General features: G+C 33.7%; 21 protein-coding genes. 16 read left to right on the forward strand and 5 right to left on the reverse strand.

Annotation, left to right across the window (positions count from 1 at the left end; genetic code table 11):
• The first annotated feature begins 47 nt into the window (after positions 1-47).
• The 14 genes from lysS to HOY35_RS00510 all read left to right on the forward strand — a co-directional run bounded on the left by lysS (position 48) and on the right by HOY35_RS00510 (position 11,445).
• Positions 48-1,556, forward strand: coding sequence for a lysine--tRNA ligase (gene lysS, locus HOY35_RS00445; protein ID WP_172210055.1), 1,509 nt, complete (start codon positions 48-50; stop codon positions 1,554-1,556).
• Positions 1,557-1,604: 48 nt separating this feature from the next.
• On the forward strand, positions 1,605-2,486 hold the full coding sequence (gene scrK, locus HOY35_RS00450; protein ID WP_172210056.1) for a fructokinase ScrK: 882 nt from the start codon (positions 1,605-1,607) through the stop codon (positions 2,484-2,486).
• Positions 2,487-2,950: 464 nt separating this feature from the next.
• Positions 2,951-3,265: a PadR family transcriptional regulator gene (locus HOY35_RS00455; RefSeq protein WP_172210057.1), complete on the forward strand. Its 315-nt coding sequence runs from the start codon at positions 2,951-2,953 to the stop codon at positions 3,263-3,265.
• A complete protein-coding gene (locus tag HOY35_RS00460; RefSeq protein WP_172285794.1) occupies positions 3,262-3,861 on the forward strand; it encodes a DUF1700 domain-containing protein in 600 nt (199 codons plus the stop codon). Before HOY35_RS00455 ends, HOY35_RS00460 begins: the two co-directional genes overlap by 4 nt.
• Positions 3,851-4,684: a DUF4097 family beta strand repeat-containing protein gene (locus HOY35_RS00465; RefSeq protein WP_172210059.1), complete on the forward strand. Its 834-nt coding sequence runs from the start codon at positions 3,851-3,853 to the stop codon at positions 4,682-4,684. Before HOY35_RS00460 ends, HOY35_RS00465 begins: the two co-directional genes overlap by 11 nt.
• Positions 4,685-4,878: 194 nt before the next feature.
• Positions 4,879-5,700, forward strand: coding sequence for an undecaprenyl-diphosphate phosphatase (locus tag HOY35_RS00470; RefSeq protein WP_172210060.1), 822 nt, complete (start codon positions 4,879-4,881; stop codon positions 5,698-5,700).
• A gap of 34 nt (positions 5,701-5,734) precedes the next feature.
• Positions 5,735-6,331, forward strand: a complete 597-nt coding sequence (locus tag HOY35_RS00475; protein WP_172210061.1) for a TVP38/TMEM64 family protein — start codon at positions 5,735-5,737, stop codon at positions 6,329-6,331.
• Between the two features lie 120 nt (positions 6,332-6,451).
• Positions 6,452-6,724, forward strand: a complete 273-nt coding sequence (locus HOY35_RS00480) for a Veg family protein (protein ID WP_172210062.1) — start codon at positions 6,452-6,454, stop codon at positions 6,722-6,724.
• Between the two features lie 244 nt (positions 6,725-6,968).
• On the forward strand, positions 6,969-7,616 hold the full coding sequence (locus HOY35_RS00485; protein WP_172210063.1) for an amino acid ABC transporter permease: 648 nt from the start codon (positions 6,969-6,971) through the stop codon (positions 7,614-7,616).
• A gap of 8 nt (positions 7,617-7,624) precedes the next feature.
• The gene (locus HOY35_RS00490) at positions 7,625-8,260 is read left to right on the forward strand and encodes an amino acid ABC transporter ATP-binding protein (protein WP_172210064.1); all 636 of its coding nucleotides are present in this window, start codon (positions 7,625-7,627) and stop codon (positions 8,258-8,260) included.
• A gap of 9 nt (positions 8,261-8,269) precedes the next feature.
• Positions 8,270-9,094 (forward strand): amino acid ABC transporter substrate-binding protein, encoded by an 825-nt coding sequence (locus HOY35_RS00495; protein WP_172210065.1) that lies wholly within the window; start codon positions 8,270-8,272, stop codon positions 9,092-9,094.
• A 121-nt stretch (positions 9,095-9,215) separates the two neighbouring features.
• Positions 9,216-10,241 (forward strand): NAD(P)H-dependent glycerol-3-phosphate dehydrogenase, encoded by a 1,026-nt coding sequence (locus HOY35_RS00500; protein WP_172210066.1) that lies wholly within the window; start codon positions 9,216-9,218, stop codon positions 10,239-10,241.
• Between the two features lie 22 nt (positions 10,242-10,263).
• Positions 10,264-11,178: a UTP--glucose-1-phosphate uridylyltransferase GalU gene (gene galU, locus HOY35_RS00505; RefSeq protein WP_172210067.1), complete on the forward strand. Its 915-nt coding sequence runs from the start codon at positions 10,264-10,266 to the stop codon at positions 11,176-11,178.
• A gap of 66 nt (positions 11,179-11,244) precedes the next feature.
• Positions 11,245-11,445, forward strand: coding sequence for a CsbD family protein (locus HOY35_RS00510; RefSeq protein ID WP_172210068.1), 201 nt, complete (start codon positions 11,245-11,247; stop codon positions 11,443-11,445).
• 113 nt (positions 11,446-11,558) lie between these two features.
• On the opposite strand, the gene HOY35_RS00515 is transcribed toward HOY35_RS00510, so the two are convergent.
• From HOY35_RS00515 to HOY35_RS00535, 5 genes are all read right to left on the reverse strand, one after another.
• A complete protein-coding gene (locus HOY35_RS00515) occupies positions 11,559-12,206 on the reverse strand; it encodes a VTT domain-containing protein (protein WP_172210069.1) in 648 nt (215 codons plus the stop codon).
• Between the two features lie 535 nt (positions 12,207-12,741).
• Entirely contained in the window at positions 12,742-13,149 is a 408-nt protein-coding gene (locus HOY35_RS00520; RefSeq protein ID WP_172210070.1) for a hypothetical protein, read from the reverse strand.
• Positions 13,150-13,160: 11 nt separating this feature from the next.
• Positions 13,161-13,568 (reverse strand): ribonuclease G, encoded by a 408-nt coding sequence (locus HOY35_RS00525; protein WP_172210071.1) that lies wholly within the window; start codon positions 13,566-13,568, stop codon positions 13,161-13,163.
• 302 nt (positions 13,569-13,870) lie between these two features.
• The gene (locus HOY35_RS00530; RefSeq protein ID WP_172210072.1) at positions 13,871-14,257 is read right to left on the reverse strand and encodes an ImmA/IrrE family metallo-endopeptidase; all 387 of its coding nucleotides are present in this window, start codon (positions 14,255-14,257) and stop codon (positions 13,871-13,873) included.
• Positions 14,254-14,568: a helix-turn-helix domain-containing protein gene (locus tag HOY35_RS00535; protein ID WP_172210073.1), complete on the reverse strand. Its 315-nt coding sequence runs from the start codon at positions 14,566-14,568 to the stop codon at positions 14,254-14,256. Before HOY35_RS00535 ends, HOY35_RS00530 begins: the two co-directional genes overlap by 4 nt.
• Before the next feature lie 539 nt (positions 14,569-15,107).
• Between HOY35_RS00535 and HOY35_RS00540 the strand changes: the two genes are divergently transcribed.
• Positions 15,108-15,536 carry a transcriptional regulator gene (locus tag HOY35_RS00540; RefSeq protein ID WP_216656300.1) on the forward strand — a complete coding sequence of 143 codons (429 nt, stop codon included), beginning with the start codon at positions 15,108-15,110 and terminating at the stop codon, positions 15,534-15,536.
• 392 nt (positions 15,537-15,928) lie between these two features.
• Positions 15,929-16,282: a hypothetical protein gene (locus tag HOY35_RS00545; protein WP_172210074.1), complete on the forward strand. Its 354-nt coding sequence runs from the start codon at positions 15,929-15,931 to the stop codon at positions 16,280-16,282.
• Positions 16,283-16,369 lie beyond the last annotated feature (87 nt).

Raw genomic sequence — 16,369 nt, forward strand, 5'->3', positions numbered from 1 at the left:
TAATTGATGCGAAATAGCAATTTAACTTTAATTTTAAATTAAAAATAATGGAGGATAACGTGGCGAAAGAACATAGTGAACACATTGAAGAACTAAACGATCAGATGCTTGCAAGACGTGAAAAAATGGAAGAAATACGTCAAAAGGGCTTGGATCCGTTTGGCAAACGCTTTGATAGAGATTATACAGCTGAAGCGCTTCATGAAAAATTTGATGGACAATCTAAAGAGGTATTACATGAGCTAGGAGAAACAGCCACTATTGCAGGTCGAATGATGACCAAGCGTGGCAAGGGTAAAGTTGGCTTTGCACATATCCAAGATCGTACCGGACAAATTCAAATTTATGTTAGGAAGGATGCTGTGGGCGAGGAAGCTTATGAAATTTATAAGCACGCCGATTTGGGAGACTTCTGGGGTGTGACTGGTGAAGTGATGCGTACAGATATGGGAGAGCTTTCAATTAAAGCAACCAAGGTGACGCTTTTATCAAAGGCCTTACGTCCATTACCTGATAAATATCATGGTTTAACAGATGTCGAAACGCGTTATCGCAAGCGCTATTTGGATTTAATTGCGAATAAAGAAAGCTTTGACCGATTTGTTAAGCGTTCTCATATCATTTCCTCAATTCGTCAATATCTGGATGGTTTAGGCTATTTAGAAGTCGAAACACCCGTTTTACACAATGAAGCTGGTGGTGCAGCGGCACGTCCATTTATCACCCATCACAATGCCTTAGATAAGGATTTATATTTAAGAATTGCGCTTGAATTGCATTTAAAACGCCTGATTGTTGGGGGCATGGAAAAGGTTTATGAATTATCACGTGTTTTTAGAAATGAGGGTGCAGATACAACGCACAATCCTGAATTTACAATGCTTGAAATTTATACCGCCTATACCGATTTTAAAGATGTGATGGACCTAACAGAAGGCATCATTCGCAACGCTGCCGAAAAGGCACTTAGCTCAACAACAGTCATCTATGAAGATGTAACGATTGATTTAGGTAGTGAATTTAAGCGGAAGCATATGGTTGATTTAATTAAAGAAGCCACAGGCGTTGATTTTTGGCAGGAAATGTCTGTAGATACAGCACGTCAATATGCCGATGATAACGATGTACACTACGAGCCACACTTTACAGTTGGTCATATTATTAATGAATTTTTTGAAAAATTTATCGAAGATACACTAATTCAGCCTACCTTTGTTTACGGTCATCCTGTTGAAATTTCACCATTAGCAAAGAAAAATACCGATGATCCAAGGTTTACTGATCGTTTTGAATTATTTATTACTGGTCGAGAATTTGGTAATGCCTTTACAGAGCTTAATGACCCTATCGATCAACGAGAACGCTTTCTAGCTCAGGATGCTGAACGCTCTGCTGGTAATGATGAAGCGCATGGTATTGATGAAGATTTTGTCGAAGCGCTAGAATATGGTATGCCCCCAACAGGTGGCTTAGGCATAGGAATTGATCGTTTGGTTATGCTTTTAACCAATGCACAATCTATTAGAGATGTTTTACTTTTCCCAGCGATGAAGTAAAACAATTAATAATTAATAATTAATAATTAATAATTAATGGAGGAATAAATGTCTGAATTATTATTAGGTAGTATTGAAGCAGGTGGCACAAAGTTTGTTTGTGCAGTAGGAAACGATTTATTTCAAGTTGAAGAGTCGGTTAGTTTTCCGACAACGACCCCCGAAGAGACCTTGCAAAGAGCTGTTGATTTTTTTAAACAATATCAGGTTTCAGCGATTGGTGTCGGTTCATTTGGTCCAATTGATATTATTCGTAATTCAAAAACCTATGGATATGTCACAACGACACCCAAGCCAAATTGGGCGAATGTCGATATGATTGGTATCTTAAAAAAATCCTTAGATGTGCCAATGTATTTTACAACTGATGTTAATTCATCTGCCTATGGTGAGATGATTGCGTATGATAATTTGGGCATTAAAAATATTGTTTATTTTACCATTGGTACAGGAATTGGTGCTGGTGCGATTCAAAATGGTCAGTTTATCGGAGGTATTTCTCATGCTGAAATGGGACACCAATTTGTCAAACGCCATGCAAATGATTTAGATTTTGATGGTGTTTGTCCATTCCATGGTGATTGCTTGGAAGGTTTAGCTGCTGGTCCTAGTTTAGAGGCACGTACAGGTATTCGTGGCGAAAATATACCTATGGATTCAGATGTTTGGGATATTCAAGCTTATTACATTGCCCAAGCTGCAATTTCGGCAACATTAACGCTAGCACCTGAAAAAATTATTTTTGGGGGTGGCGTGATGGCGCAAGATCATATGATGCATCGTGTACGCAAGCATTTTAAAGAATTACTAAATGGCTATGTGGTAACACCACCGTTAGAAGATTATTTACAAATCCCTTCAATTGTTAATAATGGTTCAGCCACTCTTGGTAATTTTGCTTTAGCATTACGTGAGCTAAAGAGCATTTAAGAAGTAGAAACGTTTCATCAAAAAAAAGTCTAGCCTTGTCTAGGCTTTTTTTATTTCAAATGATACTTGACATCATATTATACATCGTATAATATGTATTTAGTAATAATATTATATAAAATAAACAATTTAGTTTATGTAATACATTAAAAAACTCGAAAGTTTTCCTGAATTTGTATGGCGCTGAGCGCGATTGAGCGCATTTTATTACGCCAACTTCAGCGGCTTGAAACTTACGCCATAAGTCAAAAGATATTCACGGAAAAATGCGTCGTTAAAATTTTTTGAACTTATGTTGCAGTTTCAAAACGAGCCGTTTTAGCTTTTTATTAATCCAGCTTATCACCCGCAACGCCTAGCAAATTAGATAAAATTTAGCTGAAATAAAGACCATTTCAACTAAATTTTCCTAAATTTGTACGGTGCTGAACGCGATTAAACGCTTTTTATACAAGGAGGTTTCAATGGATATTAAAATACCAACGGTATTACTCGATGGTGCCGTGTTAACATTACTCAAAAATGAAGATTTATACGGTTATACTTTAACTAAAACGATTCAGAATTGCTTAAATGTCTCTGAAAGTACGGTTTATCCGGTTTTGCGTCGATTGGCTAAAGAGGGCTACTTAACAACTTATGATGAACCTTATGAAGGCAGAATGCGCCGCTATTATCATTTGGCTGAAAGTGGACAAAATCAACTAGCAGAAATTAGGAAAACTTGGATTATTTTTAGAGATGTTATGGATACAATCATCGGGGAGGGTGCCACATGAACGATTATTTTATTGAGGTAGCGAAGCATTTGTCGATGCTACCGATTGAGGAACGAGATATTCTAATTCAATTTTATTCAGAATATTACGAAGAGGAAGGTAAAACAGAACAACAATTATATGATGAGCTGGGGATGCCGAAAAAGTTCGCCAAAGTCTTAGTCAGCAATTATTTGGCTGAAAATGAAGATGCGGTGATTTTTAAGGAAAAACCGTTTAAGTCAATTCGCTGGTTATTGCTTGGCATTTTAGCTTCGCCGATTTTATTGCCTGCTGCTATTGCGCTTGTTGCTGTTTTATTCGCCTTAATTATTGTGATTATTTCATTAGTTTTTGCTCTAATTGTCACAATTGGTTCAATTTTTATTGCTGGTATTGCTTTGATAGCTTCAGCATTCTTTGTGATCAATAGCTCAATATTTACCTATCTCTTTTTTACCGGCTCTGGCTTAATCTGTCTTGGAATTAGTCTCCTATTTGTACCACTATTAGTTAAATTTTCAAAATGGTGCGTGTCGCTAGTTCAAAGATTTTTACAGTTCGTGGTTAGAAAAATTGGAGATAGAAAAAAAGTAGGTGTGCGTTATGAAAACTAGAAAAATAATTAGTACTGCCTGCTTTCTGATTACAGTTGGCATTGTTTTAATGATTATTGGTGGAATGAATGGTGCTTCAATGGGATTAAATGTAATTAAAACTGAGCAGAACTCAATTGAAGTAATACCAAATAAAAAAATCAAAACGATTGAGCAGAAAATAGACGGTTCGATTAAAGATATTGAGTTAGAAAATTATGACTTACAAATAAAAAAGGGCACAGAAAATAAAATCAGCATCAGTTATTATCAGCAAAAACCAGAATTTGAGTTAGCTAATCAAACGCTTAAAGTCAAAGAAAATGAACAAGGGCTTGGTTCAATCGGTAATTTTTCATTTAGCTCCAAGTCGGAAGTATTACAGCTTGTATTAACTGTTGCGGATTCAACATTTTTTGACGATTTGACGGTTAATTCAAAGGGTAGTAGCTATTTAGAAATAAATGATTTAACTTTATCCAATTTAGTAATTAATAATAAAAATGGTTCAATAGAAATTAATAATGTTACAAGTGAACAGATGGCGCTTCAGTCTCGAAATTCATCAATTGAAATTACTGATAGTGTACTACCGTTATTGAATATTGAGCAACGAAACGGTGATATTGAAATAACTGACACAACTTTAGCTGCTGGTAAAATTACCCAGCGAAATGGGATGATTGATTTTGAAAATAACTTAATTGATGGTTTAGATATTCAAATTAAGCAGGGAGTTATTGATATTGATGACGAGGAAGTGGTGAATAATCATTATCAAAAACGAAGTACAAATCAGGCATTAACGATTAATATAGAAAAAGGCAGCTTTGAATTAAACTAACCAGTCTTTAAACTGATTTTGAATTTATCAAATGATTGTAAACTAAAAATTAGGAAATACTAATTATTTCTTAAATTAAACTTAAATCTTTTAAAAATAATTAATATTACCTGTTATTTAGATTGAAATTTGTTAAAATAAATTGGATAGTTAATAAGTTTTCAATTAATTAGGTAGAATGGAGTAATTAGTTAGTGGACATTATTAAGGCAATTATTTTAGGGATTATCGAGGGTATTACAGAATGGTTACCGATTTCATCAACTGGACATTTAATTTTAGCAGATGAATTTATCAAGATGAAACAAAGTGCTGATTTTATGGAAATGTTTAACGTCGTGATTCAGCTTGGGGCGATATTAGCAGTTGTTTGGCTATATTTTAATAAGCTTAATCCTTTTTCTTCTACAAAAACAACGCAAGAAAAATCAGATACATGGCAACTTTGGTTTAAGGTTGTTGTTGCCTGTATACCAGCAATGATTATTGGTTTACCACTTGATAATTTTTTAGAGGCACATTTTCATAAATTTGTACCCGTTGCGATTGTATTGATTATTTACGGAATCGCCTTTATTGTTATTGAGCGCTGGCAGAAAGATAAGAAGCCACGTTTATCAGATTTAAATGGTATGACTTATCGTGCGGCAATGGTAATCGGTTTTTTTCAGGTACTTGCGCTAATTCCGGGTACTTCTAGAAGTGGTGCAACGATCCTAGGAGCGATTATTATTGGTTGTTCTCGCTTTGTTGCGACAGAATTTTCGTTTTTCCTTGGTATCCCGGTAATGTTTGGGGCGAGTGGCTTGAAAATTTTGAAATTTTTACTAAAGGGAAATATGTTTACAGGGATGCAAACGCTTGTCTTGTTAGTTGGCTGTATTACAGCTTTTATTGTTTCCGTTTTGGCAATTAAATTTTTGATGAATTATTTAAAACGTAATGATTTCCAAGTTTTTGGCTGGTATAGAATAGCCTTAGGTGTTATACTAATCGCGTATACACTGTTTAAGTAAAGTAGCAAATATAAGGATAGATATGGGGGGCTTGATGAATTACACAATTGCAAAAAAAGTGGTTAATGTACTTTCATTGCTAGGAATTGCAGCATCATTTCTTTTAGTGTTTTATTTTTATCGACTTGGTGTATTTAGCGATCAGACTGTCCTAACGCATTTAGTGGATAATCGAGTCATTTTAGGTCCAATCATCTTTATTTTAATTCAAATTATTCAGGTTGTAATTCCAATTATTCCTGGAGGGGTTTCGACAGCTGCTGGCGTGTTGATTTTTGGCCCAGTGAAAGGCTTTATTTATAATTATATTGGTATCGTAATTGGTTCAATTATATTATTTTATTTAGGTCGAACCTTTGGTCGAGATTTTATTCAATTATTTGTGAGTGAAAAAACTTTTAATAAATATGTTGGGTGGCTAGATAAAGGCAAAAAATGGGATATTTTCTTCTTTGTGATGATGATTTCACCAATTGCACCTGACGATGCGCTGGTTTTGATGGCGAGTTTAACCAAAATGAGCCAAAAATCATTCCTTTTTTCAATATTTGTTGGTAAACCATTACCAATTTTCTTGTATAGCTATGCCTTATTATATGGTGGTCAAATCCTACAATCAATTTTCTTTTAGGGAATGTATTTTCATGAGCTTATAATGAATAAATAAACAAAAAATCGGGAATAATTGCCGGTAACTATTGAAAACACTCCATAATTGTGTTATAATTTTAAGGATTAAAGGAGTGTTTGTATGGCTACGACATTATCAACGATTAAAGAAGCTTTAAATGAAAAAATTGGGATGAATATTCAAGTAACTTCACAGACTGGTCGAAAACGCCAATCTATCCGACGCGGTCGATTGACAGAGGTATATCCGTCACTTTTTGTGGTGGAGCTAGATCAGGATGAAAATAAATTTGAACGTGTTTCATATAGTTATTCTGATGTCTTAACAAAATCAGTCGAGATTTTGTTTGATGATGAAGCAACAAATGATGATTTGATGATTCAAGAGGCTTAAGCTTAGGGCTTGAGCCTCTTTTTTTTTTGCCATTGCCACTTGACTCCTGAAATTTTCAGGAGTTAAGTGGCAATGGCAAAAACAGAAATTTTTAAATTTTTTGACACACTAATTGATTATAAATTGATGCTAATTATTAAAGTTAAAACTTTTAGATTTTAAGATAGAGAAGTCGACTTTAAGTAAAATGACTATGCTATAATTGAAATATTGTTAAGAAATGTAAGTAAAAAAAGGAGTTTTGATGAGTTATATTTTAGAAATTTTGCCAGCATTAATTAAAGGTACTGTCATGACCTTAAAAATGTTTGGAATTACTTTACTCGGTTCAGTGCCATTGGGATTATTAGTTGCTTTTGGATTGAGGACTAAATTTAAGCCATTAACTTATTTATTAAATGTCTATGTCTGGATTATGCGTGGTACACCGTTATTATTACAATTAATTTTTATTTTTTATGGTCTGCCCCTTTTACAAGGTGGTATTGTTTTTGAGCGCTTTGATGCAGCAGCATTTGCCTTTATTCTAAACTATGGTGCCTATTTTGCCGAGATTTTTAGAGGTGGTTTGCAAGCAATTCCTAAAGGACAATATGAGGCAGCAAAGGTGCTCAAATTTTCCAAATTTGAAACTGCCCGATATATTATTCTACCTCAGGTTTTTAAAATTGTATTGCCGGCAGGAGCAAACGAGGTCATCAATTTAGTTAAGGATAGCTCGTTAATTTATGTTTTAGGGCTTGGTGATTTATTGCGTGCAGGTAAAATTGCGATGAGTCGAGATATCAGCTTAATACCAATGATTTTAGTTGCAGCGATTTATTTATTATTAATTGGTATATTAACAATTATTGCTAAGCAAATTGAAAAGCATTATGATGGCTGGAAATAGGAGGAAAGATGTTAGAACTCAAAAATATCAATAAATCATTTGGCAGTAAGGAAATATTTAAGGACCTAAATCTTGTGGTCAATGATGGTGATATCTTAGCAATTGTCGGTCAATCGGGTGGTGGCAAAACGACGCTGTTAAGAATGCTAGCAGGCTTGGAAACAATTGATTCAGGAGAGGTTTTTTTTAACAATCAAAAGGTTGAAAATGATGCGCTGACTGACGGCGAACAAATTATGGGAGTTGTATTTCAAGATTTTCAATTATTTCCACATTTAACCGTTTTTGATAATTTAACAATCTCACCGTTGAAGGTTTTAAAAAGAGCTAGTCAGGATGTTTTTATAGAGGCTAAAAAATTACTAGAGCAGCTTGGCATTGATGATAAATCAGAGGCTTATCCGTATCAGCTATCGGGTGGACAGAAGCAGCGTGTTGCTTTGGCGCGAGCTTTAATGATGCATCCAAAAATTATTGGTTACGATGAACCGACCTCAGCTCTTGATCCAGCTTTAAGAAAAGAAGTTGAAAATCTTATTTTATCAGGAAAAGAATCAGGAATTACGCAGATTGTTGTGACTCATGATATGGCATTTGCAGAAAATATTAGCAATCACATTTTAGAAGTGACACCAGTAAAGTAGGTAAATTTTATGAAAAAAGTCTTAGTCTTAGTCATAGGTCTATTCTTCTTAGTCGGTTGTTCTGGTGTTCATCAAAAAACAGCTACAGATCAATGGTCGAGAATTGAAAAAAATAAAAAAGTAATTATTGGGTTAGATGATACCTTTGTTCCAATGGGCTTTCAGGAGAAAAGTGGCAATTTAGTTGGTTTTGATGTTGATTTGGCACGTGCAGTATTTGAGCCATTGGGTATTACTGTTGATTTTCAAGCAATCGACTGGGATATGAAGGAACAAGAGTTAAATAATCAAACAATAGATTTAATTTGGAATGGGTATACAAAAAATTCTGAGCGAGAAGCACTTGTGCGTTTTTCAGACACTTATATGAAAAACGAACAAATTTTAGTAACCTTGAAATCAAGTGGTATCACCTCTTTTCAAGCAATGACTGACAAAACGGTTGGCATGCAAACGAATTCGGCAGGCTATGATGTTTTTAATGCTCAGCCTAATATTTTGAAGCAATATGTTAAAGACGCAGATGATCCAGTATTATATGATGGCTTTAACGAAGCAATTATTGATTTGAACGCAAAGCGGATTGATGGTTTATTGATCGATCGTGTCTATGCTAATTATTACCTCGAACAGGCAGGGGAGTTTGATCAGTATAATTTAATTAATGGTGGCTTTGATAGTGAGGATTTCGCAGTTGGTGCTAGAAAATCAGATGCGCAGTTAGTAGCGGTCATTAATCAGCAATTTAAAAGGCTGGTTCAGTCAGGTGAATTTGAACGAATTTCAATTAAATGGTTTGGCGAAAATGTTGCACCCGAAGATTTATTAAAATGAATAAATATTTTTAATAAATAAGCCGGAATATTATATAATTAGTTTGGTTGATTTTCTTAATTAATTGATAATATTTTAGATAATTAATAATAATCCTTGATAAAAGTTTAGGAGTATAGAGATGAAAAAACAAAAAGTTGCAGTTTTAGGTGCTGGTTCTTGGGGAACAGCTTTAGCGCAAACATTAGATGATAATGGACATGAGGTCAGAATTTGGGGTAATGCACCTGCACAAATTGACGAAATTAATCAAGCGCATACTAATAAGCGTTATTTACCTGAATTGGTTTTAAGTAACCGGATCCACGCTTTTCTTGATTTAGAAAAAGCAGTGTGTGGGGCAGATGCAGTTCTTTTTGTTGTACCGACGAAGGTTATGCGCTTGGTTGCGAAGCAATTTGCTAAAGTTAACCTAACTACTAAGCCTGTTATTATCCATGCTTCAAAGGGACTTGAGCAAAATACGCATGAACGAATTTCAACGATACTTGAAGAAGAAATTCCAGTTGAAAAAAGAGAGGCAATCGTTGTCTTATCTGGGCCTAGTCATGCTGAAGAGGTGGCTGTTCGAGATATTACCACTATTACAGCAGCTAGCAGTAGTGAAAGCGCAGCGGCATATGTACAAAATTTATTTACTAATAAATATTTTAGAATTTATACAAATCATGACGTTATTGGCGTTGAAACTGCAGGTGCATTAAAAAATATTATTGCAGTTGGAGCGGGAGCGCTTCATGGGCTTGGCTACGGCGATAATGCCAAGGCGGCCATTATTACTCGTGGCTTAGCGGAAATTACCCGCTTAGGTGTTGCAATGGGAGCTGAACCCTTGACCTATATCGGTCTTTCTGGTGTTGGTGACTTAATTGTTACAGGAACCTCAATTCATTCTCGCAATTGGCGAGCTGGTGATGCACTTGGTCGTGGCGAGAAATTGTCGGATATTGAAAAGAATATGGGCATGGTGATTGAAGGTGTTTCAACTGCCAAGGCGGCTTACGAATTATCACAGCAATTAAAGGTTGATATGCCGATTACGGATGCGATTTATCAAGTGCTTTATCAAGGAAAGGATATTAAGGCGGCGATTACTGATGTCATGCTAAGAGACGCTAGACCTGAAAATGAGTATTATGAAAAATAAAGATATGAAAGAGGAATTTACTATGGAAAAAGTAAAAAAAGCTGTTATTCCTGCTGCTGGTCTTGGTACAAGGTTTTTACCAGCAACTAAGGCTATCGCCAAAGAAATGTTGCCGATTGTCGATAAGCCGACCATTCAATTTATCGTTGAAGAAGCACTTGCTTCAGGTATTGAAGATATTTTAATTGTTACAGGAAAGGCTAAACGCCCAATTGAAGATCATTTTGATGCAAATTTTGAGCTTGAGGCGAATCTTCGAGAAAAAGGCAAAACGGATTTACTTAAGCTAGTTGAGGAAACAACTGATATTAATCTTCATTTTATTCGTCAATCTCATCCTAATGGCTTGGGCCATGCAGTATTACAGGCGAAGGCCTTTATTGGTAATGAGCCATTTGTAGTTATGCTTGGTGATGACATTATGGTTGATGAGGTACCATTGACAAAGCAGCTTATCGAAAAATTTGAAGATACGCACGCCTCAACAATTGCTGTAATGAAAGTGCCTAAAGAGGATACTGATAAGTATGGTGTGATTGATCCTAATGGTCAAGCAATTGATGGCTTGTACAATGTTAAAGGCTTTGTTGAAAAACCAAAGGTTGAAGATGCGCCAAGTGATTTGGCAATTATTGGTCGTTATCTTCTAACGCCTGAAATTTTTGATATTTTGGAAACTCAAGCACCGGGTGCTGGTGGTGAAATTCAGTTGACTGATGCCATTGATCGTTTAAATAAAACACAACGTGTTTTTGCGCATGAATTTAAAGGGAACCGTTATGATGTTGGTAATAAGCTAGGCTTTATGACTACCTCGATTGAGTATGGCTTAGAGCATCCGCAGATTAAGGATGAGCTTAAGCAATATATAATTGATTTGGGTAAAAAATTGGAGCATCAAGCACAGGGGAATTCAGACGATGACGCATCATCGTAATCGTTTTCTTTGATAATATCTTTAAATAACGATATAATTACATTATTAAAGATTGGAGGTTTGATTATGGCAAATTCGGATGAAGTAAAAGGTAAAATCAAAGAAACAGTCGGTAAGGTGTCGAAAGATGATTCAAAGGAATTAGAAGGTAAAGCACAGGGTGCCTTTGGTAAGGCCAAAGAAAAGGTTGAGGATTTAGTGGATGATGTCGCTGAAAAAATCAACAAAGAAATTGATGAATTCAAGGATAAGAAAAAAGATAAATAATCATTAATATGATAAATAAAGCTTATAATTTTATATTTAAACTGCAGAGCTGTTTAATATAAATTATAAGCTTTTTTGCTCGGATTAAAATTAATAATTAACTGACTATTGAATCACTCCAAATTAGTGTTTACCCTATTTTGTCTTAAAAAGACAATTGCTGCTGGTAATAGCGAGATGAAGATAATAGCAAGCATGATAATTTCAAAATGATTTTTAACAAATGTAATGTTGCCGAAGAAATAACCAGATAAAATAGTTATTAATATCCAAGTAATGCTCCCAGTAATATTAAAGAAAGAAAAAGTTTGTGTATTCATTTTTCCGATACCTGCGGTGAAAGGGACAATTGTACGAATAATCGGCATAAATTTGCCTAAAAATATTGCCATGGCTCCATGTTTTTTGAAAAATATTTCTGTTTCATCCAGATGCTTTTGTTTAATCAATTTTTTAAATATTTTACTTTGCGATATTTTTTTGCCAAAATGCTTCCCAATTTGATAATTTATTGTATTTGCCAGAATTGTGGTCATTGTCAATAAAGGTATTAAAACAAGGATAGATAAGTGATTGGTGGCTAAAGCCGCTAATGACCCTGAGAAAAAAAGTAATGAGTCACCAGGTAAAAACGGAAAGATCACTAATCCAGTTTCAATGAAAATAATAAAAATAACAATAATATAAAAACCAGATAAATGATTGTTTAATAAGGTTTCCAGAAAGCTTTGGAGATTGAAGAACGCTAAGGTTGTTAACATAAAAGTTTTGCCTCGTTTCTAATAAATGAGTGTTGATTGTCAGGTTGAATCATAGCATAATCTTTTATTAAAATGATTTAATCTTAAATTTTTTTAAGAATGAATTAAGTAATTTTTATTAATATGTCATGAATTGTAGTTTTTTTGTAATTGACTTCTACTTTTTTAGGGAGAATGAAAAATAGAGCATTGAGTACTTGAGGCATAATTCTGATTTTTTTGTTTTAGTTGTAGTTATTTTGGAAGCCTATTTTAAGCGGTCAAAGCAGTAGGTGAAAAATAGTGTAATTCATCCTGGATTTTCAGCTGCTGGCATAATTAATTTTTATAAAGCCCAAATTATTATTAAGTTGAGAGATAACAGCTTGGATAGCTCAAGAATTACAAAAATATTTGTTATTTTAAAGATATCAGTGTCATGACTAATAAATATTGGGATACTTGAAGGCTATAAAAAAGGCCAGATACGAACCGTATTGACCTTTAAATATATTAAGCTGGTGTATTCATATAAAGGCTGATTTAATTTATTAAATCAATCCTTCTTTTCAGCAATATTATGAGCTTTTATCGAATCTAAAATTAATATTTTACAAAAAACAGTACCCAGTATTAGCAAGGTTGCTGGGATAATTAAGAAAAAGCTAAAAATAATCGGTGATCCATATCCAATCGCACTAATGATCAGCCCTACGTTTTTATTACCTACAAAGGCCTTTGACAGTAGTAAATATAAGGTTAATGTAAAACCAATAACACACAGCATACTTAAGATAGACCAAAAAATGATACCACTAAAATTAAGCCAAAGACTTGTTACATCGACAAGTGGCTTGTGACCTGTTTGTGCCGCGACCTTATTAAAAAAGCCAAAGAAATAGATTATTGTTTGAATAATATTTAGACTGATTACTATTTTTAACATTTTTTGATTTAAAGCCATATTTTCCCCTTTTAATAGCTGTAATTATAGCTATTCATATCATTAATGTTATTAATGATAAATGAAAAAATAGCGATATAAAAGACTGTTAGCAAAACGATTAAAACACAATTAATAATAAACATTACAAGTCCTGCGCGGTTCCATGTCGCTTGCACTTTTTTAAACGTTTCCAAATCTTCTGGCTGGTAGTTACCGTCACGCCAAGCCCATTCATTTCCCTTAGCACCACAGACAAACATCCAGATTAAATTAAATAATGGAATTAGGCATAATAGTGGCAAGTAAGTCTTATTCCCAATACCCCAATAAATATTAAGTATAAATGCACCCCAGTTCCATTTCTTAACTTCTGCGGGTACTTCGTTAGTATTAGCTGTAACAGGCTGCTCATTTACTTCGTTTTCAAATTCTTCCATTTAGACTCTCCTTTAATAAAAAATAACATTATAATATCTTTAACATAGTATCAATATTATTTTACAACGTCAAGAAATATAAAAATTCACCACTATTATGATTGTAGTAGTGATTAGGAAACCTTGAAAAAATAGTTTAAATTATTTTTTCATTTATAATTCAAATGTTTTCAAAAGCCTCTTTGCCTGAATCCATTCGCCGTCACTATCAGCTGTAGAAATATTGCTTAAACGAAATTCTTTGGTGCATTGTTTATAGATAATGTCTTTTAATTTCGACATTTTAAATACTTCTTGATCATTTAACATAAATAGTATTCTGATAGCTCTTCCTTTACAAAGCATTCCCTGCGTTCAGGAATATTGTAGTATGCCATAAAGTTAGCAAAATTACATTGATTATCTGGGTCTAACTCATTTTCAACAATCCATTTTATAGCTAATTCATCAGCTTCTGCTTCTTCTCTAGAGCGTGATGAATGTAGATGGTCATCTCTATCTATATTATGCCCTAAAACGTGGTGAGCTATCTCATGAGCCAATATAAAAGTATCTATATAATCAATATTTATTATAATTACTTTTAACTCTGGATTATAAATTGCTGGCAAATCTTCCATTTCTTTTTCTGATAATTCAATAATTTTTAACCCACAAGTCTTCGCCTTTTTATATAACCAATCTCTCATTCATCATTTTCTTCCATTTCTTTTAAGATTGACACAATAATGCGTCTCGTTTTATCGCTAATAGGTTTGCCGTTGGCTGCAATTAATCTATACTTTTCTAAATCCTCTACTGAAATTTCTTTCTCTCTATTTAGTAAATAATCTGTTGATACATTAAAATAGTTAGCAACAGCTTCTAATTTGTCTGCAGTAGGACTTTGATTTTTCCATTTATAAAAGAGATTTTCTCCAAATCCTAGTTCTAAAGCCACCTCCTTTACATTCTTCCCTCTTTTTTGTGCAAGCGCCTTAATGATTTCAAACGTATTCATGTTTGTTTCCTTTCAATAAAAACATAAAATTAAAAACCTAAATGAATAATAAAAATTGACAAATGTATTCAATTGGATTATTATTGGTTCGTAAGCCAAATAGTTAGTCGATAGGTGTAGGTAAAACAACCAAATAATATAACCAATTTTTGTTGTTTCAAAAGAATTGAAATGTTGAATTAAATGCTTTCAAAGTCTTATTTAGCTATGCCTAAACAGTATCATTTTGAATAATTTATGTCAACAAAAATATTCAAAAAACTAACTTTTTGAATTAGAAATGATTGAAAGGAGAAAAAATGGTTAAAATACTGGCTGTAAGAGAAAAAAATTTGTCGATAGAGAAAGCAAAGGGGATTCGTATTAAAGCTTAGTGAATAGCTTAAAGGTTGCCGCTAAACAAGAGGCGGTATTCCTTTGTGCTGAAACACCGGGCGTTCTTTTTCACCCTAATCAATTGATTAGAGAATGCTTTTATGAGATAGGATGAATAATTAAAGTTAGAGTAGAGGATGAAAGTTAAGAAATGAGGCTATGAATTGACTAAAATAAAAAAAACCACTTTTAATTATATTTGGGAAATATTGAAGGATTATAACGATGTCGATGAACATATCAAAAGGCGTATCGAGGAATTACGATACCCACATCGAGAAACTGATTTGAATGCTGACATTAAGGGAACGAAGGTTAGATATGATAGTCAAGATATATTTTTAATTACGATTGAGCAGGATGCGCGTTTAGCTGCACTTGAACGGAATAAGCGTATAATTACAGAAACTTTAGAGGAGTTTGATCAGGATACAAATATGATAATCCGAGAATTATATATGAAAAAAAGACCACAGTATTCAATTCAAGGCTTAATCAGTAATCATAAGATATTTATTGGTCGGTCTAAGGCCTCCGATTTAAGAACTGCTTTTTTTATTGAACTCGCAAAAAAATTTAATTTAGATTATTAATTTTGGGTTATTCATGGATTTTTAATACTAATTAACATGATATATTGGTGTTGTGGGTAATGAGGCGAAGCAAGAATGGTGATTCAACACCAAACAACGGAAAAAATTTGGAACTGTCTGATGGCTAGGGAGTAGCTTAGAGAAGTAGTTGCAAATTGCTGAAAAATCAAAGCTGTCTTTGATTTTTGTTAAGGCCTATGACAGAAATTTTTGAATTAGGTCATAGCTTTTAGAATAATTTTTTTTGTATATTTATAATTGTCAAGATAGCTTTGATTTCTTTGCTAGCTGTCGAGTTTGAACAAGTATTGAAATATAGAAAGCTTATGTTAATTGTATGTATTGAATTTTTTGGTTTACAAATTATCAATGAGAGGCGGTGAGATATAACTTTGGAATTAGAGCAAATTGTTAATGCACATGATAAAAAATTAGCTCAGCATGATAAAGAGCTTGATCGATTAAATGCTATGACTTTGGAAATGCAGAAATCGATGAATGAGGGCCTTGCACGTGTTGATGAATCGAGTCGTTTCTTACGTGAGCAAAATACTCGTCAATCAGAGCAGAATGCAGAAATATTAAGAGCGGTTTTAAATCGAAATGAGAAATCAGATGAGCGAAATTATGAGTTAAAGCTGTTAGATAAAAGTAATATGTGGAAATTAATTTTAGGCATTGGAGCTTCAGCTGGAGCGGTTTTTGCTTTTGTCTTAGAATTGATTAAATTTTTTGGAAATCGATAAAAATGAATTTTAAAAAATAATCAGTACGATATGGCAAAATAATTTTTACGATGCTTTTGCCCGGTCTTCAGCGCTGATTGCAGGCTC

The organism is Enterococcus sp. MMGLQ5-1, from assembly GCF_013155265.1.
GTDB lineage: Bacteria > Bacillota > Bacilli > Lactobacillales > Streptococcaceae > MMGLQ5-1.